21 protein-coding genes are annotated in these 22604 nt (G+C 43.7%); all 21 read right to left on the reverse strand.

Annotated features, from left to right (window positions below):
• Positions 1-471: 471 nt before the first annotated feature.
• Complete coding sequence (trmFO, locus tag AZE41_RS15590; RefSeq protein WP_067211268.1) at positions 472-1782, reverse strand: FADH(2)-oxidizing methylenetetrahydrofolate--tRNA-(uracil(54)-C(5))-methyltransferase TrmFO; 1311 nt, start codon at positions 1780-1782, stop codon at positions 472-474.
• Between the two features lie 204 nt (positions 1783-1986).
• Complete coding sequence (topA, locus tag AZE41_RS15595; protein ID WP_067211271.1) at positions 1987-4062, reverse strand: type I DNA topoisomerase; 2076 nt, start codon at positions 4060-4062, stop codon at positions 1987-1989.
• A 392-nt stretch (positions 4063-4454) separates the two neighbouring features.
• Positions 4455-5342: a DNA-processing protein DprA gene (gene dprA, locus AZE41_RS15600; protein WP_067211274.1), complete on the reverse strand. Its 888-nt coding sequence runs from the start codon at positions 5340-5342 to the stop codon at positions 4455-4457.
• Positions 5343-5406: 64 nt separating this feature from the next.
• Complete coding sequence (gene sucD, locus AZE41_RS15605; RefSeq protein WP_067211276.1) at positions 5407-6309, reverse strand: succinate--CoA ligase subunit alpha; 903 nt, start codon at positions 6307-6309, stop codon at positions 5407-5409.
• An 18-nt stretch (positions 6310-6327) separates the two neighbouring features.
• The gene (sucC, locus tag AZE41_RS15610; protein ID WP_067211279.1) at positions 6328-7488 is read right to left on the reverse strand and encodes an ADP-forming succinate--CoA ligase subunit beta; all 1161 of its coding nucleotides are present in this window, start codon (positions 7486-7488) and stop codon (positions 6328-6330) included.
• A gap of 117 nt (positions 7489-7605) precedes the next feature.
• Positions 7606-7902, reverse strand: coding sequence for an EscU/YscU/HrcU family type III secretion system export apparatus switch protein (locus tag AZE41_RS15615; RefSeq protein ID WP_067211281.1), 297 nt, complete (start codon positions 7900-7902; stop codon positions 7606-7608).
• Positions 7899-9896, reverse strand: a complete 1998-nt coding sequence (locus AZE41_RS15620) for a hypothetical protein (protein ID WP_067211284.1) — start codon at positions 9894-9896, stop codon at positions 7899-7901. Before AZE41_RS15620 ends, AZE41_RS15615 begins: the two co-directional genes overlap by 4 nt.
• Complete coding sequence (locus tag AZE41_RS15625) at positions 9893-10684, reverse strand: ribonuclease HII (protein WP_335339504.1); 792 nt, start codon at positions 10682-10684, stop codon at positions 9893-9895. The genes AZE41_RS15620 and AZE41_RS15625 overlap by 4 nt, the downstream gene beginning before the upstream one ends.
• Before the next feature lie 124 nt (positions 10685-10808).
• Positions 10809-11672, reverse strand: coding sequence for a ribosome biogenesis GTPase YlqF (ylqF, locus tag AZE41_RS15630; RefSeq protein ID WP_067211289.1), 864 nt, complete (start codon positions 11670-11672; stop codon positions 10809-10811).
• Positions 11673-11689: 17 nt separating this feature from the next.
• On the reverse strand, positions 11690-12250 hold the full coding sequence (lepB, locus tag AZE41_RS15635) for a signal peptidase I (protein WP_067211292.1): 561 nt from the start codon (positions 12248-12250) through the stop codon (positions 11690-11692).
• A gap of 95 nt (positions 12251-12345) precedes the next feature.
• Positions 12346-12690: a 50S ribosomal protein L19 gene (gene rplS, locus AZE41_RS15640; protein ID WP_067211295.1), complete on the reverse strand. Its 345-nt coding sequence runs from the start codon at positions 12688-12690 to the stop codon at positions 12346-12348.
• Between the two features lie 132 nt (positions 12691-12822).
• Entirely contained in the window at positions 12823-13560 is a 738-nt protein-coding gene (gene trmD / locus AZE41_RS15645) for a tRNA (guanosine(37)-N1)-methyltransferase TrmD (protein WP_067214015.1), read from the reverse strand.
• Positions 13560-14075: a ribosome maturation factor RimM gene (gene rimM / locus AZE41_RS15650; RefSeq protein WP_067214014.1), complete on the reverse strand. Its 516-nt coding sequence runs from the start codon at positions 14073-14075 to the stop codon at positions 13560-13562. The genes trmD and rimM overlap by 1 nt, the downstream gene beginning before the upstream one ends.
• Before the next feature lie 233 nt (positions 14076-14308).
• Entirely contained in the window at positions 14309-14542 is a 234-nt protein-coding gene (locus tag AZE41_RS15655) for a KH domain-containing protein (RefSeq protein WP_067211298.1), read from the reverse strand.
• A gap of 15 nt (positions 14543-14557) precedes the next feature.
• Positions 14558-14830, reverse strand: a complete 273-nt coding sequence (gene rpsP / locus AZE41_RS15660) for a 30S ribosomal protein S16 (protein WP_067211301.1) — start codon at positions 14828-14830, stop codon at positions 14558-14560.
• A gap of 112 nt (positions 14831-14942) precedes the next feature.
• Entirely contained in the window at positions 14943-16298 is a 1356-nt protein-coding gene (ffh, locus tag AZE41_RS15665) for a signal recognition particle protein (protein ID WP_067211304.1), read from the reverse strand.
• A gap of 12 nt (positions 16299-16310) precedes the next feature.
• Positions 16311-16646: a putative DNA-binding protein gene (locus tag AZE41_RS15670; protein WP_067211307.1), complete on the reverse strand. Its 336-nt coding sequence runs from the start codon at positions 16644-16646 to the stop codon at positions 16311-16313.
• Between the two features lie 99 nt (positions 16647-16745).
• The gene (gene ftsY, locus AZE41_RS15675; RefSeq protein ID WP_067211310.1) at positions 16746-17738 is read right to left on the reverse strand and encodes a signal recognition particle-docking protein FtsY; all 993 of its coding nucleotides are present in this window, start codon (positions 17736-17738) and stop codon (positions 16746-16748) included.
• A 14-nt stretch (positions 17739-17752) separates the two neighbouring features.
• Positions 17753-21310, reverse strand: coding sequence for a chromosome segregation protein SMC (smc, locus tag AZE41_RS15680; protein ID WP_067211312.1), 3558 nt, complete (start codon positions 21308-21310; stop codon positions 17753-17755).
• Between the two features lie 2 nt (positions 21311-21312).
• Complete coding sequence (rnc, locus tag AZE41_RS15685) at positions 21313-22080, reverse strand: ribonuclease III (RefSeq protein WP_067214016.1); 768 nt, start codon at positions 22078-22080, stop codon at positions 21313-21315.
• 146 nt (positions 22081-22226) lie between these two features.
• Complete coding sequence (locus tag AZE41_RS15690; protein ID WP_067211315.1) at positions 22227-22463, reverse strand: acyl carrier protein; 237 nt, start codon at positions 22461-22463, stop codon at positions 22227-22229.
• Positions 22464-22604 lie beyond the last annotated feature (141 nt).

Raw genomic sequence — 22604 nt, forward strand, 5'->3', positions numbered from 1 at the left:
CACTTCATCCTCCCTGAATAAAAAGCCTTTAAGTTATTAAAGTATTTCGAGTCATTTGAATAATAACACATTATTTACGAAACGTCATAGTAAAGCGAGTTGACTAATAGCCGAAAGAAAGCGACTAATCCAGAAATTCAAAAGTCATCCACGATTCACTATACAATACATGTTGATCCTACGGCAACTATCAATAGCCAAGAAGTCTGACCTCTTTCGATTTGTTCATGTTCCTGACACAATTTGTTCATATACAGAGCAAAAGCACTGTAATCTAGACGTCAATTCTCTTATTCGCAACTTATCCATCGTACTAGATTTTATAATTTCCAATATAAATTGAAATGAATAATTCCTTGTAAGGCACCTTCGCTTAGTTTATATAGGTATTCATGGCCAACGTAATTTAGACAATTAAAAGGAGAAGGCTTGGAATACATCCCTAGCCTTCTCCTTTTAATATCAAATTATTCAAGATAGTGATACTAACTGAAACTCACTAATCGCTTTAAGTGCACGTTCTGCATGCTTCTCAGCACGTTCCAATTTGGTCCTAACGCGTTTACCAAGTTCCGGGAAAAGACCAAAATTGATATTCATGGGCTGGAAGTTCTGCGGATTGGCTTCAGTGACATATCGCGCCATGCTCCCGAGTGCTGTTTCGTGCGGGAAAAGGATTAATTCTTTACCAAGTGCCAGATTGGCGGCGTTAATGCCGGCTATTAAGCCCGAACCTGCCGATTCAACATACCCTTCTACACCAGTCATCTGTCCTGCGAAAAATACATTGGAGTTTGCCTTTAACTGATAAGTCGCATCAAGCACACGTGGTGAGTTAATAAATGTGTTACGATGCATGACACCATAGCGGACGATTTCAACGTTTTCAAGACCCGGGATAAGCCTGATTACTTCCTTTTGCGCGCCCCATTTCATATGCGTTTGAAACCCTACGATGTTGAATAGAGTACCAGCAGCATCATCTTGACGAAGCTGAATGACTGCTTTTGCAAGTTTTCCTGTTACCGGATGTTCAAGTCCAACTGGTTTAAGTGCGCCGAATAACAAAGTCTGTGCTCCGCGCTGGGCAACCACTTCCACCGGCATACATCCTTCGAAGTAGATTTCTTTTTCGAACTCTTTAAGGGGTACAATTTCTGCCGCCACAAGCGCATTATAGAATCGTTCAAATTCTTCCTCATTCATTGGGCAGTTTAAATAGGCTGCTTCGCCTTTATCATAACGAGATTTTAAATAGACTTTGTCCATATCAATGGAGTCTTTTTCTATAATTGGTGCTGCAGCATCATAGAAATATAAATATTCCTCGCCTGTCAGTTTACGAATTTGTTCAGCAAGTGCCGGTGATGTCAGCGGACCCGTCGCAATAATCGTAATGCCTTCCGGTAGTTCCGTCACTTCTTCATTTATAATTTCGATAAGTGGATGGTTTCGAATCGTGTCGGTAACATGGCCAGCGAACTCGTGGCGGTCGACTGCCAATGCCCCTCCAGCAGGAACCGCACAAGCGTCAGCTGCTCGAATAATGAGAGAGTCGAGCATCCTCATTTCTTCTTTGATAATTCCAACTGCATTCGTCAAATTGTTCGCGCGCAACGAGTTACTGCACACGAGCTCAGCAAATTTGTCTGTATGGTGCGCAGGCGTCTGTTTTACCGGTCGCATTTCATATAAACGTACGTTCACTCCACGGCTAGCAATTTGCCATGCAGCCTCACTCCCAGCGAGGCCTGCACCTATCACATTTACGATGGGTGTCATCCCGTCACCTTCTCTCTAATGTTCTTGTTGTCTAGGCTTCAGCGCTTTTCGGGGCTAAACAGGCGCTTCCGCTTTTCTTTTTGTCCAGACTCCAGCGCCTAGGGGCTAGGGTCATAAGTCGTTTCGGCTGCGCGGCAAAGTACGCCACTTCGCCAAACCGCCTTATGCCTGCCGCATCTAGGCGGCGCCCTCCGCTTTTCTTTTTTACTGCGTATCTTCTTTATAATCACATTCTGTACATTGAATCTGTACACCTTTTTTCAGTTTCTTTTCAACTAGCGTGCTTTCGCATTTCGGACATGGTCTTGTAATCGGCTTATCCCATGAAACGTATTCACATTCCGGATATCTGTCACAGCCATAAAATATACGTTTTGTCTTACTTTTCCGTTCGACGACTTGTCCTTCTTTACATGTTGGACAAGTCACACCGATTGGTTTGATAATAGCTTTCGTATTGCGGCAATCCGGAAAATCGGAACAAGCCATAAACTTGCCGTATCGACCCAATTTATAGACCATAGGAGAACCGCATTTCTCACAGTCTTCGCCAGCTGGTTCATCTTTGATTTCTATTTTTTCCATCTCTGCATCTGCGATTTGCACATGCTTCTCAAAATCGCCATAGAAGTTATCAATAACCTTCTTCCATTTAATCAGACCATGCTCCACATTATCAAGTTCTTTTTCCATTTGAGCTGTAAACTCAAGGTCGATAATATTAGGGAAGTATTGATCTACGGCCTGGTGAACAATACCGCCAAGTTCTGTCGGAAGGAATCTTTTCGCATCGAGGACGACATAGCCTCGTTTTTGGATTGTGTCGAGCGTCGGTGCGTATGTTGATGGACGACCTATTCCCTGCTCCTCAAGCGTCTTGACCAATCTCGCTTCCGAAAACCTCGGTGGTGGCTGGGTAAAGTGCTGTTTGGGATCGATTTCACTAAACTTCACTTGTTCGCCTTCTTCAAGCGGCGGGAGGATACGGTCTTTCTCCTCTTCTTTATCATCATCACCTTCAACATACACTTTCATGAACCCTTGGAATTTAACTTGCGAACCATTCGCCCTGAAGCGAACATCACCATTCACAAGATCGACCGCAACCGTATCGAGTACCGCTGGCGCCATTTGACTGGCGACGAGTCGTTCCCATATGAGTTTATAAAGCCGTAGTTGATCCCGTGACAATACTGTTTTCATAGCTGCAGGTGGTCGCATAACAGATGTCGGGCGTACTGCCTCGTGTGCGTCCTGCGTTTTTGCGGTACTGCTTTTAGCTGCTGGCTTTGATGTCGCTACAAATTCTTGCCCATACATTGTTTCGATGAATGATCTTGCTTCCTCTTTTGCGCTATCGGCAATTCGAGTCGAATCAGTTCTCATGTACGTAATTAGACCAACTTGACCTTCTTTACCAAGGTTGATCCCTTCATAAAGCTGTTGGGCAAGCATCATTGTTTTTTTCGCTCGGAAGTTTAGCTTTCGTGCCGCTTCCTGTTGCAAAGATGAAGTCGTGAACGGCAATGCCGGATTTCGTTTGCGCTCTTTTTTAACCACATTCGCAATATCGAATGTATCTCCGCTTAACCGGCTTAAGATTTCATCGACCTGTTGTTTGTCTGTAAGTTTTACTTTTTTCTTCGAATCGCCGAAGAAATCCGCTTCGAATGTTGTATCGTCTTTTTCGAATTGACCGGAGATGCTCCAGTATTCTTCAGGAACGAATGCATTGATTTCATTTTCTCTGTCGATAATCATGCGAAGTGCGACGGATTGAACCCGGCCAGCGGATAACCCTTTTTTCACTTTTTTCCAAAGTATAGGGCTGATGTTGTAGCCTACAAGTCGATCTAAAATTCGGCGGGCTTGTTGAGCATCGACACGATCCATATCGATTGGACGTGGATTCTTAAATGATTCTTTAATTGCTTCTTTTGTTATTTCATTGAAAACAACTCGACAATCTGATTCGATATCTACGCCAAGCTGGTTTGCCAAATGCCACGCAATCGCTTCCCCTTCTCTGTCGGGGTCAGCTGCGAGAAAGATTTTTTTAGCTTTTTTCGCTTCTTTTTTCAAATCTTGAAGAATCGGGCCTTTGCCGCGAATCGTAATGTATTTCGGTTCGAAATCATTTTCGGTATCTACGCCCATCTGACTTCGTGGAAGATCACGTAAATGCCCGAGTGATGCACGCACTTTATATTTTTTTCCGAGATAGCGTTCAATCGTTTTTGCCTTTGCGGGCGATTCCACAATTACTAGGTAGTCTGCCATTAAGTGTATGCCTCCTTAAAGAGGTTTTGTATTTATTCATCAAAAGAGGTAGTTCAAAAAGTCCGGACTTGCACAGGACATGCTGACTTCTGTGTTACCGCAGGACGCGGAGTCTTTAACAGAAGTTCTTAATAGCTGTCGAAGGGCCGCTCGAAGCGGGTCACGCGGCTGTTGCCACAGGACGTGGCGATCTTAGGCTGCGTTATTGTCAGCTTGCTCTTTCGCTCCTCACATATAAACAACATACGCTGCGGTGCTCGAAGGCTACGCTTCTTATTACTCCTCGGCTTTTTTTGTCCTTCCTTTTGAACTTTAACCCAAAAGAATATCTGTTGCAAAATGTATACCAGTTTTAAGATTAAAGCAACCTTTTCAATGAAAAAGAGTTTTATTCATCCATTGAAAACGAGTGATTCGACGATTTGGAACCCGTTCCATACCGGTCTTGCACCTTCATCTATCAACCTATTTGGACCAGCTGATAACAATGATGTGACTGGCCCGGGAACTGCATAGATATCTTTCCCGTGATCAAGTGCATGTTCGACCGTACTCATCGTTCCACTTTTATCTGCCGATTCGGTGACAACGACCGCATCTGACAACCCGCTTATGATACGATTGCGCATCGGAAAAGTCCAACGTTCCGGGTTTACATATGGTGGGTATTCTGTAATTAGAAGATGATTTAGTGCTATTCTTTCGGCGAGTGCACGATTCTCTTTCGGGTAAAGATGGAAAAATCCATGCCCAAGTACTGCAATTGTTTTACCGCCGTATTTAAGTGCTGCTATATGCGCCATCGTGTCGGCTCCCGTTGCTAATCCCGATACGATAATAGCTCCATTTTCTACAAGTGGAGGTACAATAAGCGACATCACTTCTTGTGAATAAACAGTTGCTTTCCGAGCTCCAATAATAGCCACTTTAAATTGTTTCGCGAGTAATGTGTGGTCCCCTTTTGCATAGAGAACTGCCGGAGGATCAATAAGTACGTGTAACTGGTCAGGATATAAGGGATTGGTGAACGGGATTGGGGTGATTGCATTCCGCTCATATAACGCTTCGTAGGGGGTGTCTGCGTTACGGTCTAGACTGTCTTTCAATTGAATCGCTTTTGACACAGAGATGTTTAGGATATGAGCAAGTTCAACCGCCTTGTAAACATATAACTTTTCGAGATTGGGGTCTATCTCGTAAAGTCTGTTTAATCTGTTCAAAGGCACCGGAAATACATAGTGGAGCGCTAGTAATCGCCTTTCGGCATCTGTCAGTACCATCGAATCCCTCCTTTTAAAGTAAAAAAAGATGCAGCGCATAAACTAGCACGCTGCATCTTTCATATTAATGTGTTTTACACTTTTCGTATAGACCTTTTTCTTTAATTACTTTAATTAATGTTTCGCCGATAACAGATGGCGTGTCCGCAACTTCAACGCCTGCAGCGTTAAGTGCTTTGATTTTCTCAGCAGCTGTTCCTTTACCGCCGGAAATGATGGCACCAGCATGGCCCATACGTTTTCCTTCAGGAGCTGTTTGACCACCGATAAAGCCAACAACAGGCTTCGTCATGTTCGCTTGAATCCACGCAGCTGCTTCTTCTTCACCAGTTCCACCGATTTCACCGATCATAACTACTGCATATGTCTCAGGATCTTCGTTGAATTCTTTTAGTACATCGATGAAGTTTGTTCCATTAACTGGGTCTCCGCCGATACCAACAGAAGTTGACTGTCCGATTCCAGCGTTCGTCAATTGAAGAACTGCTTCATACGTCAGTGTACCTGAACGTGAAACAACGCCTACATGACCTTTTGTATTAATGTAGCCAGGCATGATGCCGATTTTACATTCGTCTGCAGTGATAACACCCGGACAGTTTGGACCGACAAGACGTGTTTTCTTGCCTTCCATGTAGCGCTTAACTTTGACCATATCAAGTACTGGGATATGTTCTGTAATACAGATTGTCATGTCAAGTTCTGCTTCTACTGCTTCAAGGATTGCATCTGCAGCAAATGGAGCTGGAACATAAATAACTGATACGTTTGCGCCTGTTGCTTTTACAGCTTCTTCAACTGTGTTGAAAACAGGAACACCCGCCGCTTCAGTTCCACCTTTACCAGGTGTAACTCCGCCAACAATTTTCGTTCCGTACTCTAGCATTTGTTCTGTATGGAAAAGTGCTGTAGCACCTGTAATTCCTTGTACGATAACTTTTGTATCTTTGTTAATAAAAATACTCATCGTTTGTCCCTGCCTTTCTTAACCTACTAGTTCTACAATCTTTTTAGCACCGTCTGCCATCGTGTCAGCAGCGATGATGTTCAAACCTGATTCATTCAAAAGTGCTTTACCTAAGTCGACGTTTGTACCTTCTAAACGAACAACAAGTGGTACTTGTAGACCTACTTCTTTAGATGCTGCAATAACACCTTCAGCAATAACGTCACACTTCATAATACCACCGAAAATGTTGACGAAAATCCCTTTGACATTTGGGTCAGAAAGGATGATTTTGAACGCTTCTGTAACTTTTTCAGCCGTTGCACTACCACCAACGTCAAGGAAGTTAGCAGGTGAACCACCGAAGTAGTTAATCGTATCCATTGTAGCCATTGCAAGACCTGCACCGTTAACCATACAACCAACGTTTCCGTCAAGAGAAATATAGCTTAGGTCAAATTTTGAAGCTTCGATTTCTTTTGGATCTTCTTCATCATAGTCGCGAAGTGCTTGGATATCTTTATGACGGTATAGTGCACTGTCGTCAAAGTTGAATTTCGCGTCAAGAGCAAGTACATCGTCACCAGCTGTTACAACTAGTGGGTTAATTTCAACAATAGATGCGTCTTTTTCTACGAACACTTGGTAAAGTCCAAGCATGAATTTCGCTGCTTTGTTTACAAGGTGCGTAGGGATGTTCATGTTATATGCCATGCGGCGTGCTTGGAATCCAGTCAAACCAGCAACTGGGTCGATGACTTCTTTGAAAATCTTTTCAGGTGTTGCTTCCGCAACTTCCTCGATGTCCATTCCGCCTTCTTCAGAACCCATAAGTGTTACACGGTCTGTTGCACTGTCAAGGACAAGTCCAAGATAGTATTCTTTTTTGATATCAGAACCTTCTTCGATAAGAAGACGTTTGATCTCTTTACCTTCTGGGCCTGTTTGGTGAGTCACAAGTGTCTTACCAATCAATTCTTTAGCATAAGCACGAACTTCATCAAGATTTTTTGCAATCTTAACGCCGCCCGCTTTCCCACGTCCACCCGCGTGGATTTGTGCTTTAACTACGATAATGTCTGTACCTAGTTCCTTTGCAGCTTTTACTGCTTCCTCAGGAGAGAAAGCAACAAGACCGTTAGAAACTGCTACACCATATTCTCTTAGTAGCTGTTTGCCTTGATATTCATGGATATTCATCTTACATCCTCCATTCGTACTTCTAAGCTATTTAATTTACTGCCTTATCCATTGTAGTAAACATGTCAAACAATGTCCACAATTGAATTCCAAATGTAGAAATTTGTCGAATCTATTTCAAACTTTCATTTTTCGTTTTGCTCCATGTTCGCGGTCAATCTGATAAATGTAGGCAAATACTTCGGATACTGCTTTGTACAATTCTTCTGGAATTGATTCGTTAACGTTTAGTTGCCCTAAAATTTCAACGAGGCTTGGATCTTCCTGAATGGGAATATTATTCGCCTTTGCTTTTTCCAATATATTTTCGGCGATTTTCCCTTTCCCTTTCGCGACTACTTTTGGAGCACCTGCCGAAAACGGTTCATACGAAAGGGCGACCGCCTCTTTTCGAGTATGACGTTCTTCTGTCATATGCGGAAGTCAACTCCTTGCCCATCAATTTTCATTGTTTTCTTCTGTTTCTGCACGTTTTTTTCTTCCTCGATAAAATTCTTAAAGAATACCCCTGACAATTTATAGCCCGTCGACTCGAGTCCCACTTTCAATCTCTCCTGAAGAGGCCCTCCTCCAATCGACTTAAGCGTCTCATCTGCATTAAAGATGGTCACCATTACGACCCTATTCTGGACTTGCATATCGATAATCGTCTTGTTAATAGAGTCGAGTTCGAGATAAAAAAGAATTCGTGCATAGTCAGCATCTATTTTTCCATCTTTTTGCATTTGTCCATTCCACTGCAATGTCGCATCGATACGCTTGCCAAAAAACTCAAGTGGAACTTGCATAATCAGTTGATGTTGCACACCGTTTTCCCCCGACTGGAGTAACTGCCCATTCATCCTCGTGACGACTGTTTCTGCAGCATCACGGAGAGCCGCCGAGACAGATGGGTCATGCATCAGAGCCAGTAGCTGCGGTTTCAACATTTCCGCAAGACGTCCAAAATCAGGTTCTTTTCCGAGTAACCCCGCCTCATAATTGAGCCCGAATGAACGTATGACCGTTTGTAGCGCATCTTTCAACGCTTTTCCATCAATCATCGAAGCAACAGCGACTTCTGCTGCCTGCACCGTTTTCTGGATAGCTGGGTTATCAGATCGTTCCGCCGTTTGCAGTAGTACAGCTAACTTCTCAGTCCCTTGCTGACCGAGTAGAGTGAGTAATTGTTCTTTATGCCCCTCCGCTAAGGTACTAGTTTGGAAAGGGGTTACGGCTGCATTTTCTGCCGTTATCCGCGTATATGCCTGACTGAATTCCTGAACAAACTTCGTTGGCGATTGTGCAATTGGCTGTGCATTTACGGCACGATCAATCATTGCCGTGAGCACCGTTTTCTGCTGTGCATTTGTCCCCGGATCGGATGAAATTAACGTTTTCAAGTTTTCCATCGGGACTTTCTGTTGAGCTGGCGGAGCTTCTCCAATCTGCTTGAGCATTGTCAGCACCTGCTGCACAATCGGTATTGACGCTAAAGGCGCTTGAGGCTTAATGGCAGCCTGTCTATTCATAGTTGTGACGGGAACGTCCTGCGGTCCTGCCAGGACTGATTGCGATGCAGTTAAGGCATTACTTCGTGCAACGCCTTCTCCTGAAATCAATGAAGCGAGCACTTGCGGCAAGTTTGCAAGAGATGTCCGTTCCGGTAAAACACCTGCACTTTTCAACATTTGCAGGGTAGCAAAACGGTCTTCTCCAGGCGCGGAACGATCCAATAACGTGAGGATAGATTGACCTAGTAGCGCTCCTCCTGTCACCTGGGCAAACGGCTTGGCCATCTTCTCTAGCGCAGATAAAATCGCATCTTTGACCTGCGACGTAACCGTGTTATCCAGGGCCAACGCATTTCGCAACGAAGTCAAAACACTATGCAACCCTTCTTTTGTTTCGACTCCTAAAAGTGACCGAAAGATATTCTCAGTAAGCGGCAATTTCAGCTCAATCATCTTCTGAAGTGACGCGAGTGCTTCATTGCGCGCGGCTGGCGGTACGCCTTTTAATAACGTTTCCGCCTCCAGCAAACTATCCCGCGTCATCGGAATTTTATTCTTCATGACGAACGCCAACAATGCTTGCATTTCTGGCGTCTTTGGCAATTGCATTGCATCCATTAATCCGCCGAGTTGCCGCGCCTGCCCTTCTGTAGCTTGAAGGGGTCCTGAAATGATCTTCAGTTGCAATTCTGGCTTAACTGCATTTACTTGAAAGTAGTAGGAGTCACCCGCTCTCATCGGAATTTCCAATTTAGCGAATACCTTTTGTCCACCAATTTGGACTTCAGCCATTTGGCCGGGATAAAGCTGCTTAATCTGCCCATGGACCATTTGACCTTCATTCAAGACAAGCGGCCTATTTGGGACTGCGCCCGCCGCCTGACTTGCCGATACTGCCGCAGTAGGAAAATTCATCGGTTCTTCCTCCCTCCGTCCAACATTGATTTAACAGGTTCGAAAGTTGTACGGTGATGTTCACACGGTCCATGTTTTTGAAGCGCTAGAACATGTTCCCCAGTCCCATATCCCGCGTTTTTCTTGAAATTATACATAGGAAAGTCGTTATGTAAATCATCCATAATGGCATCTCTCGTTGTTTTTGCAATAATCGATGCAGCCGCCACAGCTAAACTCAACGCATCACCTTTAATGACTGATTCTGTAGGACAGTTTACAGCGAGTTTCATGGCATCCACGATTACGAAATCAGGATTGACAGTAAGTCCCTCTACCGCCTGTTCCATCGAATCCCTTGTTGCGGCGTAAATATTCATATCATCAATCATATGGGCTGATTGGATATGCGCTGAATAAGCGATAGCGACGCTTTTTATCTGTTCCGCAAGCCGTTCTCGTTCTGCCTTTGATATAGCCTTTGAATCATCCAGTCCAATAAGTTCCGGCGTTTCGCGTGGCAGAATAACCGCTGCGGTGACCACAGGACCCGCTAAAGGTCCTCTCCCCGCCTCATCCACCCCAGCGATCAACGCACCTTCAAACGGCGCATACGACCTATCAAACGCTTCTTTCAGCATATGATTATGTTCTATGGCTTTCCGCTTTTCATACTGGCGCTTCCAGCGACTAAGTGCATTTTGCACGCCTGTTCTTGAATCCTGCTCCAGCACTTCCATCCAAGACTCCGGTTCTTTAACATGTGTCAGCCGTTCCGTAATTTCCTTTATCGTTTTCAATCTGATCACTCTCCAGTAACAGTCGACTTATCGATCCATCTCTTTATTAGTATATCGGCTATCTTTGTCACTTTTCGACTCCCATAAAAGAAAAGGCCGATTGCCGCGGAATTAATTCCGTGCCGGCATCGGCCTAGTCATTTTGTGATTGTTGTGATGTGAAGTCAAATGTCAGTTTACCAAGGTATTCATTACGAATATCACGGACAACCAACTCTGCCACTTTGTCATAATCGACTTCTCCACCGACAGCATACACTTTACGAAGTGAACCAATCTTTTCAAAAATCGGAAGGATTTCGTCGCCGACGGTTGTTAATCCATATCTGTCTGTCAGCCGAGCTGGATAATTCGTTTCGAGGAAACGAAGGCCATACACTGCCAAGTCTTCCATATTTACAATTTTATCCTTAATAGCGCCTGTCAGTGCAAGCTTAAAGCCAACTTCTTTATCCTCGAATTTAGGCCACAGAATACCTGGCGTATCTAAAAGTTCAAGCTCTTTTTCATATTTAATCCACTGTTGAGCTTTTGTAACGCCAGGCGTATTACCTGTTTTCGCAATATTTTTCTTGGCAAGTCTGTTAATAAGTGTCGATTTCCCAACGTTTGGAATCCCCACTATCATCGCACGCATGGCGCCCGGACGAATGCCTCTTGAACGCATTCTTTCCAACTTCGGCTCCAAAATCTCTTTCGCAGCTTTTATAACAGTCTGAAGCCCTCTACCTTCAAATGAATTGATGGCAACTGCACGCATTCCTTGCGCTTCAAAATAACGGATCCAGCGCGCTGTTTCCGTTTCATCCGCAAGGTCCATCTTGTTCAGTATAAGAAGTCTTGGTTTTTGATGAATGACTTCGTCAATCATCGGATTTCTAGAAGATAGCGGAAGCCTAGCATCGATTAATTCAAAAACGATGTCAACAAGCTTCAGTTTTTCGGTTACTTCTCGGCGAGCTTTCGCCATATGTCCGGGAAACCATTGAATTGTCATGTTGTTAGTTCCTCCCGTCAGTTAATAATTCCAAAATCTTTAATCGGCCAGAAAACGACTTTTGTACTACCAATGATTTCATCGATGGCAACAGCTCCAATATGCCTGGAGTCTTTACTCTTTCTTCTGTTATCCCCCATGACAAACACATGATCTGCCGGGACTGTCGTGCTTTGGATTTTCTCTTCAAGTGTGAAATCTTCAGTCAGCGGACTGTCTGCCACTTCCGATTTGTATTGATCGAGATAAGGCTCTTCGAACGGTTTTCCATTGACGTATAAAACGTCATCCCGGTATTCTACTTCGTCGCCAGGAAGTCCAATTACCCTTTTTATGTAATCTTTCTCTTCAGGTGCATGAAACACAACGACATCAAACCGTTTTGGTTCTCCAATTGTATAACCAATTTTATTAACAATCATTCGATCGCCATTCTCAAGTGTTGGCATCATCGAAACACCATCGACAACGATCGGTGTAAAGAGGAAAACTCGGATGATTGCTGCAAGGCCGAATGCGATTAAAAGCGCCTTGACCCATTCCCATGTTTCGTTTTTCTTCTTCTTTTCATCATTCATTGGCAAGGCCTCCTGCTTACTACTGTTCTTATTGTACAGTCTATTTATTTTTGAGGCAAAAAGAAAGGAGGCCGTTTGTGGGCCTCCTGCATTTTTTATCGAAGTTCTTTGATACGTGCAGCTTTTCCGCGCAGACTGCGAAGGTAGTACAATTTCGCACGACGTACTTTACCACGACGAATTACTTCAAGTAGTGTGATTTTTGGTGTGTGTACAGGGAATGTACGCTCAACACCTACACCGTTGGAGATTTTACGAACCGTGAATGATTCACTGATTCCGCCTCCACGACGTGATATAACAATTCCTTCAAATAGCTGAATACGCTCGCGCGTTCCCTCTACGATTTTCACGTGCAAACGAACTGTATCTCCTGCACGGAAAGCTGGATGATCAGAACGAAGCTGATCTTTTGTGATTGCTGCAATAATTTGTTGCATAGTTAATCTCTCCCTATCCTCAGGTGCTCTTACACTTCTTGCCTTTGCAGCGGAACATCTGTCAGTATGTACTTACATAGAAGCACATAGTAGATAGTACCACAAATCACAAGTCGTTGCAAGGTCATCTACTTATTTGTTTTCTCGCTTTAATTGATGAAGGAACTTGCGTTGATGCTCAGTAAGCGGTGCATCTTTCAGCAAATCTTTTCTGCGTTCGAACGTCCGGAGCAATGACTGCTGTTCACGCCATTTATCGATTTCTGCATGATTGCCGGATAACAATACATCCGGTACTTCCATCCCATTAAAATTAGATGGGCGTGTGTATTGCGGATGTTCAAGCAATCCTGTCGAAAATGAATCGAGCACAGGTGAATCAGCATTGCCAAGGACATTCGGCAACAACCGGACAACACTGTCAATCACAGCCATTGCAGCGATCTCTCCACCCGTTAGGACGAAGTCGCCAATGGATAACTCGTCCGTGACAAGATACTGGCGTATACGCTCGTCATAGCCCTCATAATGGCCGCATATGAACACGACATGTTCTTCAGAAGAAAGCTCTTCCGCTTTCTTCTGTGTAAATGTTTCTCCCTGAGGACACATCAGAATGACACGTGGTGGTTTTTCAAGCCCTTCAGATATAGCTTCGACTGCTGCAAAGAGCGGTTCAGGTTTAAGGACCATACCCGCGCCTCCGCCATAAGGATAATCGTCAACTTTACGATGCTTGCTTGTAGAATAATCACGAAAATCGGTGACACCAAATGTGACTGCACCGTTCGCCTGCGCCTTTTTCATGATCGAGGAATGAAGAACACCTTCGAACATTTCCGGAAACAGTGAAAGGACATCGATTTTCATCATGAAAGAAGTCCTTCCATCGGATCAATGATGATTTTCTTACCAGCTATATCGACTTCTTTAACGATGTCTTCGATATAAGGAATGTAGTGAGGCTTACCTTTTTCAGGCGTTACCGTCCACACATCATTCGCACCGGTTTCAAGAATTTCAGTCACTTCACCTAGTTCGATACCTTCAGTCGTGAACACTGTACAACCAACGATTTCGTGGTAGTAGAATTCGTTTTCGTCCAAATCGCCAAGTTGGTTTTCCGGTATCATGAAAATACCGTTGCGATACTTTTCAACATCGTTAAGATTTGGATGATTTTCAAATGTTAACAAGTCAAAGGTCTTGTGCTGACGATGACTTGCTACAGTTAAGTAAATAGGTGTCTTGCTGTCCGGCATGAACAAGGCAAGCTTGTTTCCGACCGTATAGCGTTCTTCCGGGAAATGAGTACGCGAGATAACGCGGACTTCTCCACGGATACCGTGTGTATTAACAATTGTACCAACGTTAAACCATTGCATAAAAATCACACCTTCCTTTATTTTAAATAATAATAACTTATATATGCCGAAATAAAGAATTCCATTGAATCCGCTACGGCGCTCGGGGATGCCTACCGCCATAAACCAAGCAGCCTCGCTACCAGTCTCATGGCTACCCCTTTGAGGCGCCTACGCTCAGTTAATATAGGTATTCATGTGTTCAACTTAAATAGACAAAAAAGGAAGGAACATAGGCTCCCTCCTTTTCTGTATCAATCTATAATATCGATATAAACCTTCTTGCCGTGGTGACTGCCTGCTGCTGAATAAACAATGGTGCGTATCGCTTTCGCAACACGTCCCTGCTTTCCGATAACTTTTCCCATATCTTCGGGATTTACGGATAATTTATAGATGACACGATTATCATGTTCATCCATTGCAATCCGAACATCCTCTGGATAATCGACTAACGGTTTAACGATTGTCTCAATCAGCTGCTTCATGTACACCCCTCCTGATTACTTACCGAGTTTAGCGTTATGGTATTTTTCCATGATGCCTTTGTCGGAAAACAGGTTACGGACAGTATCAGATGGTTTCGCACCCTCTTGAAGCCATTTAAGAGCTAGCTCTTCATTGATTTTTACTTCAGCTGGTTTTGTAAGCGGGTTGTAAGTTCCAACCGTTTCGATTTGACGACCATCACGTGGTGAACGTGAATCTGCTACTACAATACGATAGAAAGGAGTTTTCTTTGCTCCCATACGTTTAAGACGAATTTTTACTGACATTTTTACTTGCACCTCCGAATAGTTTCACACAAGATAGTATATTATCAAGCTTTCTGTTGTTTGTAAAGTGTTTTTTCTTAACACCTTGAATTTCTTTCGAAAATCCGGGATTTTATTTAAAAAACGAATCCAATCCAGGCATTTTCATCTTCTTTTTACCTTTTTGTTGCATGCCGGTCATTTGTTTGACCATTTTTTTCATGTCTTCGAATTGCTTTAATAGCCGATTGACATCTTGAATGGTTGTTCCTGACCCTTTTGCAATTCGCTTGCGACGATTTGCATTGATGATCTCAGGTGTATTGCGCTCCGCCGTAGTCATCGATTGGATTACCGCTTCAACGCGCCCCATTTGGCCTTCGTCAACTTTAGCATTTTCGAGACCTTTGATTTTATTGGCACCGGGCATCATTTTCAAAATTTCGTCGAGTGGCCCCATTTTCTTGACTTGCTGAAGCTGATCAAGGAAGTCGTCGAGCGTAAATGATTGCGTCCGGAACTTTTCTTCAAGTTCCTTCGACTTCTCTTCATCGACATTCTCCTGTGCTTTTTCAATAAGAGACATGACATCGCCCATACCAAGAATTCGGGATGCCATACGTTCCGGATGAAACGGTTCCAGTGCATCCATCTTCTCGCCCATCCCGACAAACTTAATCGGTTTGTCTGTAACAGCTCGGATAGAAAGCGCCGCTCCGCCTCGAGTATCCCCGTCAAGTTTAGTCAGGATAACGCCTGTTATTCCGACAGTATCATCGAAACTTTTAGCGACATTTACAGCATCCTGCCCAGTCATTGCATCAACGACAAGGAATACTTCGTCCGGTGTACTAAGGTCCCGAATATCCTTCAGTTCCTGCATCAGTACTTCGTCAACATGTAGCCTTCCAGCTGTATCAATGATAACGACATCATGATGTTCTTTCTCCGCCTCTGCAAGCGCCTGGCGTACAATTTCAACAGGTGAAATGTCAGTTCCCAGTGCGAACACAGGCATTGTCAATTGCTTACCGAGTGTTTCCAACTGCTGAATCGCAGCGGGTCTGTAAACGTCTGCCGCGACAAGTAGCGGCTTTTTATTGTGCCGTTTGCGAAGTACGCTTGCCAGTTTCCCCGTAGTTGTCGTTTTACCCGCACCTTGCAGACCGACCATCATAATGACAGTAGGTGATTTTCGTGAAAACTGGATTGGGTTCTGCTCGCCGCCCATCAGATTCGTTAGTTCATCTTTAACAATTTTAACAACCTGTTGACCGGGAGTTAGACTCTTCATGACGTCATGTCCGACTGCACGTTCACTTACTGTTTTGACAAACTCTTTGACAACTTTCAAGTTAACATCGGCTTCAATAAGCGCAAAACGTACTTCACGCATCATTTCCTTGACATCAGCTTCGTCAATCTTACCTTTGCCCCTAATTTTCTGTAGCGTCCCTTGCAGGCGCTGGGCTAATCCTTCAAATGCCATGCACAGAGCCTCCTACTCATGATTTCTTAACGCACTTAACAATTCTTTGATTGTTTCCGATTTTTTATCTGTATCGGTTATGAGCTGCTCAAGATAATCTACAATTTCTGCTCGCTTCTGGAATTCTGAAAATAAATTCAACTTCATTTCATAATCTTCGAGCATCGCTTCCGTCCGGCGAACATTGTCATAGACAGCCTGACGCGATACGCCGTATTCACCAGCAATCTCACCGAGTGAAAGATCTTCTAAATAGTAAAGTTGCATATAAAGTCTTTGTTTATCAGTCAAAAGTGACTGATAAAAATCAAAGAGGAAGTTAATGCGTGTCGTTTTTGCAAGCGTCATACGCTTTGCCTCCCCGCTATGTTCTTCCTAAGTCATCATAGTATGACAACCTCGTACTGTCAAGTCATTTTACTTGTCTGTGTCAAAAAGCGCAAACACCTAGACATTATCTTCTTGTTCAAGTCCATCCGCAAATAGGCCGTAGACATACTTTTCTGGATCAAACGGTTGTAGATCATCCACACCTTCACCGAGTCCAACGAATTTAACTGGGATATTTAACTTTTTCCTAATAGCAAGTACGATACCGCCTTTTGCTGTGCCATCAAGCTTCGTCAAGACGATACCTGTAACATTCGTCGCTTCTTTGAATGTCTCCGCTTGGATTAATGCGTTTTGCCCCGTTGTTGCATCGAGCGCTAAGAGTACTTCATGCGGTGCGCCTTCTACTTCTTTACTGATAACCCGGTGCACTTTTTGAAGTTCATTCATCAGATTCACTTTATTTTGAAGCCTTCCCGCGGTATCACAAATAAGAACGTCCACTTTGCGGTTTTTTGCAGCACGGATTGCGTCGTACATGACTGCAGCAGGGTCAGACCCTTCCGATTGACGGATTACTTCTACTCCAGCACGTTCACCCCAGACGACAAGTTGATCGATAGCACCAGCACGGAATGTGTCGCCGGCCGCAAGCATAACCGTCTTGCCTTCTGCCATAAGTCGCGCTGCCAACTTCCCAATTGTCGTCGTTTTTCCAACGCCATTAACGCCTACCATTAAGATAACAGTTAGACCGTCTTCTTGAATACGCAGTTCGTTGTCGAGTTCTTCGCCAGCTTGGTAGATTTCAACCAGTTTTTCAGAAATAACTGATTGAATGCCCGCTGTATCTTTAATATTTTTTCGCTGTACTTCAACTTTAAGTAAATCGATGAGCTCCATGACTGTTTCAAAACCGACATCGGCCTGTAACAGTAGCTCTTCCAATTCCTCAAAGAATTCTTCGTCAATTACTCTGAAACGCGCAACAAGATCATTCACTTTGGATGTGAACTGATCTCGCGTTTTTGATAAACCATCTTTAAATTTCTCTGTTACTGCTTCGTTTGTACCCGTGATTTTTTCCTTGAGTTTCTTAAAAAAAGACAATTATAGTCACTCCTTTACATGATTGCTTCTTCCGGCACCTCGGAAATTTTAACCGAAATAACCCTGGACACGCCTGATTCCTGCATCGTGATTCCATAGAGCACATCCGCACCTTCCATCGTACCCTTCCGATGTGTAATAACGATGAATTGTGTCTTCTCCGAAAACTTCTTCAGGTATTTACTGTAGCGTATGACATTCGCTTCGTCGAGCGCGGCTTCGACTTCATCAAGAATACAAAATGGTACTGGTCGTACTTCGATGATTGAAAATAACAACGAAATCGCAGTTAACGCACGTTCTCCACCTGATAAAAGGCTTAAACTTTGCAGCTTTTTCCCTGGCGGACGTGCGACAATTTCCACACCAGTTTCAAGTAAATTGTCAGGTTGCGTAAGTATCAAATCCGCCTCACCGCCCCCAAACATTTCCTTAAACACATGTCGGAAGCGGTTCTGGACAGCATTGAATGTCGTCAAAAAACGCGTTGTCATTTCAGCGTCCATCTCACTCATCGCTTCGTGAAGTGTCGTTTTCGCTTCTAATAAATCATTACGCTGTTCATCCAAAAAGAGATGACGTTCAGATACTTCTTCAAACTCCACAATAGCTCCGGGATTAACGGGTCCCAAAACTGCCAGTTGACGTTTTAAAGATTCAACTTTTTCTCTGGTCTTCACTTCATCAAAATCGTCCGCAATAATTCCATCCGCAAACAATCCATATTCAGTTAGAAGCTGCTGCGTGACCGCTTCATATTTCACTTCGAGACGTGATAGCACGATAGAGACCCCATTCAATGCAGAGATTGTTTCTCCCGTACTACCTCGAAGTTTTTGAAGCGTTGCACTTTTCTCTTCAAGTAAATTTGCAAGCTTTGTGCGGATTTCCCTGTCTGTCATAATCGATTTCTCGATTAATTTCTTGTCAGCAGATGCCCTTTCAATCTCCATTGCGATTTGTTCCGCGCTCAACTCTCCACCATTTTCATTACCAGTGAAATACTGCATTTCATCACGCAAGGCAGTCAATTTAACTTTTGCTTGAGCAGATGCATCTTCCATTTCGTCGATTGTCACTTGCAGGTGTGCTTTCTGTTCACGCAAAACAGCTATGCATTCTCGAAGCTCATTGTATCGACTTGTTAATGTAGCCTCTTCGTTCCTCCGATTAGTAGCTAGACGTTCAAGCGACTCCACTTTGGATTGAATTGCTTCTAGCTCACTTTTCACGCGTTTATGATTTTGATGTAATGTTGCTTTCTTTTCTAACAATTCCGATCCAGTATTCTCGACACCGCGTCTTCCCATCTCAGTCGATGCTATCTCTGATTCCACCGATTTAATGGCGATATCAGTTTCACGAATGCCGGATTCCGCTGCTGCAATTTCAATTTGCAGACTGTCCGTTAGTTTACGTAACTGATCCACTTCGTATATCTGCTTGGCAACGCCCATTTTCGTGTCGCCTATTTTCTTAGTAGCGGACTCAATTGAATCAGCCATACGAGTTAGTTGCAGCTGTAACGTTTCGAGTTCAGCTTTTCTTGTGAAGACGGATGCCTGTCCTTTGACTCCACCACCTGTAAGTGAACCACCAGCATTCACAACATCCCCGTCAAGCGTCACGACACGGAAACGATAGCCGAGTATCCCCGCAATGGCGGATGCCCCTACGAGCGTTTTTGCGACAATCGTATTACCAAGTAAGTTTTCAGTGATAAGTGCATATGTAGCATCAGTCTGTACAAGACGATCGGCAGTTCCGATGTATTCGGGATGCAGTTCAACCGAGCGCAATGCTGCTGGTTGAATTTTCCGGGATTTCATCACATCTCTCGGCAGGAATGTTGCCCTTCCAGCGTTCTTCGCTTTTAAGTAGCCGATTGCTTTTCTCGCTTCCGGTTCAGTTGCCGTCACAATATGTTGCATCGCACCGCCAAGCGCTGTTTCCACCGCTTTTATATACTCTTTTTCAACGGAAATAAGTTCTGCGACTGCACCGTCAATTCCGGCTAGTTTTCCTGACTTTTTCGCAACAAGAATCTCTTTTACACCTGAATAGAAACCTGAGAAATCCGCTTCCATACTTTCAAGTGCACGAACTCTACCATGCATTTCATGTTGCTTGTTAAGTGCCTTTTGCATGAGTTCCTGCTGTGAAGCGAGTTCATCTTCAGTCTTACGCAACGCCTTTGACAATTCACGATAGGCCGAATCCGATTCCTTCAATTTCCGTTTCAAGACAGTCAACGAATTCGCTTTCACAGATTTTTCCTGTGTAAGTTTTTCATAGCGTTCCTGCAAAATAGATGTCTGAAGTATAATTTTTTCGGATGAAGACTGCTCCCCTTGAAGACGCTCTTCCGCGTGCTTCAAATCGTTGCGGATCGTCGCTTCCTCGTTCAACCTGTCAATATAAGCTGATTTCAATTCATCTATTTCTTTTTCCGTCTCTTTGACAGAGCGTTTCAGTATGTGAGAAATACCATCCATCTCAACTTTTGTTTTTTCGTATTCTATTTCTGACAGTTGCTGCTTTTCACGGGCCGCACCAAGTTTTTCTGAAAGTGTTGCCAACTCAGTTTCGGTATTAGCAAGTTCAAATCGAGACCTTTCAATTAACTGGTCAGCATTGCGACGTTTTTCAAGTGATAAAAGACGTCTTCCTTCCCACTTTTCTGTCTCTGCACTTGTGACTACAAGTTTTTTTTGTAACGCATCCAATTGTTCGTCCATTTTCGCAAGTTCTTTCTTCGCAAATTCGGACGCTTCTTCAGCTTTCCTTGATTCAGCCTCAAGTAAAATCTTCTTCTCCTGAAACTTTTCGGCTTCTTGCGATCTTTTCAAAATTTCATTGCGGAGATTTCCCGCATCAAAGGTCAGCAGAGACACATCCGCTTCACGCGTCTCTTCCGAAAGCACTTTATGTTTTTTAGCAGCTTCTGCACTATTCCGTAACGGCTCAATTCTCGATTCAAGCTCTTTTAAAATATCAAGCACACGGTCAAGATTGTCTTCCGTCTCAAATAATTTGTGCTCCGCTTTCTTTTTCCTCGTTCTGTACTTCAGAACTCCCGCCGCTTCGTCAAAAATGCTTCGTCTGTCTTCAGGGCGGCTATTTAAAATTTCATCTACGCGCCCTTGAGAAATCATTGAAAATGCTTCTTTCCCAAGTCCAGAATCCATGAACACATCATTGATATCTTTCAGCCGGCACTGTTGGCCGTTTAATAGATAAGCGCTCTCCCCTGATCGGAAAACGCGCCTGCTGACACTTACTTCCGTATAGTCGAGTGGAAAAAGACCTTTACTATTATCAAGAATAAGCGTCACCTCTGCAAAATTAAGTGATTTACGTGAATCACTCCCCGCAAAGATGACATCTTCCATTTTAGAACCACGGAGCGATTTCGCCGATTGTTCGCCAAGAACCCAACGAATAGCATCTGTAATATTACTTTTTCCACTTCCATTTGGACCAACTACAGCTGTAACACCAGGGACAAAATCAATCGCAATCCGTTCAGCGAATGATTTGAATCCCATAATTTCAAGTCTTTTCAAAAACACGATTAATTCTCTCCTTCAGCCTGCCGACTCTTTAAATCTTGAATTGCATGGCGGGCTGCTTCTTGCTCGGCCTCTTTTTTTGATTTACCGAGACCAGTTCCAAGTTGTTCATCGCCAAGTCGCACGACAGTTACGAAACTTTTCGCATGAGCAGGACCTTTCTCTTCAACGATTTCATACTGCAATTGACCATTATTCGTCTGTTGAACGATTTCCTGAAGACGGCTTTTATAATCCATCACATGCGAAAAAGCACCGACACTAATTTTAGGGAAGACGACTTTTTCAAGGAATGGGATAACCGCCTCCATCCCTTGATCTATGTACAGAGCGCCTATAAACGCCTCAAATACGTCAGCGAGTAATGCAGGGCGCATTCGTCCACCCGTCTGCTCCTCCCCTTTCCCAAGCAGGATAAAGCGACCTAACCCAAGTTCGTTAGAAAACTTCACAAGGGACGGTTCGCAAACAATCGCAGCCCTTAGTTTCGTAAGTTCCCCTTCAGTCATATTAGGCTCTGTCGAATAAAGGAATCGGGACACACCTAACTCAAGAACCGCGTCACCTAAAAATTCCAATCTCTCATTATCCGTGAAATTTTTTCTCCGATGCTCATTCACATAAGATGAATGTGTAAATGCATTATACAGTAGTGATTTGTTTTTGAAATGGACGTCCAATTCATTTTGTAAGTCATCGAATTTGTTTCGAATCGCTACGGGTAAAAGCGCAATTGTTTTTTTTCCTTTGAAGTTGTTTGTATGGGTCATCATCGATTCTGCCTTTCGGTACATAATGTTTATAATTTTACCCTTTTCAACGCCACAGTGCAAAAAAAGTTTGCTATAAACCCGAAAAGAGACGCTTTCAATCCTTTCAAGTAGAAAGGATGAAAGAGTCTCAATCAGAATAGCAATTAGTTCACTTTCGTTTCGATATGCGAAACTGCGTCACCGACAGTTGCAATCTTTTCAGCTTCATCATCGGAAATTTCCATTTCGAACTCATCTTCTAATTCCATTACTAATTCTACGACGTCCAATGAATCGGCGCCTAGATCATCACGGAAAGAAGCTTCCATTTTAACTTCACTTTCATCGACGCCAAGGCGGTCGACAATTACTTTAGTTACACGTTCAAGTACTGTTGACAAATTTGTCACCTCCTCTCAAGAAAAGTGGAAGCGCCTGGTCAGAGGCGACAGGCATAAGACGGGCCAGCGGAGCAGCGTTCTTTGCTGCATAGCTGGACCGACTTATGACCCGAGCCTCTAGGCGCTGGAACTGGACAATAA

Source organism: Sporosarcina psychrophila (assembly GCF_001590685.1).
Lineage (GTDB): Bacteria > Bacillota > Bacilli > Bacillales_A > Planococcaceae > Sporosarcina > Sporosarcina psychrophila.

What these genes read in the sequence shown, in the direction of transcription:
- trmFO (WP_067211268.1), bottom strand. Translation starts at nt 1,782, where the DNA reads ATGACACCCATCGTAAATGTGATAGGTGCAGGCCTCGCTGGGAGTGAG.
- topA (WP_067211271.1), bottom strand. Translation starts at nt 4,062, where the DNA reads ATGGCAGACTACCTAGTAATTGTGGAATCGCCCGCAAAGGCAAAAACG.
- dprA (WP_067211274.1), bottom strand. Translation starts at nt 5,342, where the DNA reads ATGGTACTGACAGATGCCGAAAGGCGATTACTAGCGCTCCACTATGTA.
- sucD (WP_067211276.1), bottom strand. Translation starts at nt 6,309, where the DNA reads ATGAGTATTTTTATTAACAAAGATACAAAAGTTATCGTACAAGGAATT.
- sucC (WP_067211279.1), bottom strand. Translation starts at nt 7,488, where the DNA reads ATGAATATCCATGAATATCAAGGCAAACAGCTACTAAGAGAATATGGT.
- AZE41_RS15615 (WP_067211281.1), bottom strand. Translation starts at nt 7,902, where the DNA reads ATGACAGAAGAACGTCATACTCGAAAAGAGGCGGTCGCCCTTTCGTAT.
- AZE41_RS15620 (WP_067211284.1), bottom strand. Translation starts at nt 9,896, where the DNA reads ATGAATTTTCCTACTGCGGCAGTATCGGCAAGTCAGGCGGCGGGCGCA.
- ylqF (WP_067211289.1), bottom strand. Translation starts at nt 11,672, where the DNA reads ATGACAATTCAATGGTTTCCCGGACATATGGCGAAAGCTCGCCGAGAA.
- lepB (WP_067211292.1), bottom strand. Translation starts at nt 12,250, where the DNA reads ATGAATGATGAAAAGAAGAAGAAAAACGAAACATGGGAATGGGTCAAG.
- rplS (WP_067211295.1), bottom strand. Translation starts at nt 12,690, where the DNA reads ATGCAACAAATTATTGCAGCAATCACAAAAGATCAGCTTCGTTCTGAT.
- trmD (WP_067214015.1), bottom strand. Translation starts at nt 13,560, where the DNA reads ATGAAAATCGATGTCCTTTCACTGTTTCCGGAAATGTTCGAAGGTGTT.
- rimM (WP_067214014.1), bottom strand. Translation starts at nt 14,075, where the DNA reads ATGCAATGGTTTAACGTTGGTACAATTGTTAATACACACGGTATCCGT.
- AZE41_RS15655 (WP_067211298.1), bottom strand. Translation starts at nt 14,542, where the DNA reads ATGAAGCAGCTGATTGAGACAATCGTTAAACCGTTAGTCGATTATCCA.
- rpsP (WP_067211301.1), bottom strand. Translation starts at nt 14,830, where the DNA reads ATGTCAGTAAAAATTCGTCTTAAACGTATGGGAGCAAAGAAAACTCCT.
- ffh (WP_067211304.1), bottom strand. Translation starts at nt 16,298, where the DNA reads ATGGCATTTGAAGGATTAGCCCAGCGCCTGCAAGGGACGCTACAGAAA.
- AZE41_RS15670 (WP_067211307.1), bottom strand. Translation starts at nt 16,646, where the DNA reads ATGACGCTTGCAAAAACGACACGCATTAACTTCCTCTTTGATTTTTAT.
- rnc (WP_067214016.1), bottom strand. Translation starts at nt 22,080, where the DNA reads ATGACCCATACAAACAACTTCAAAGGAAAAAAAACAATTGCGCTTTTA.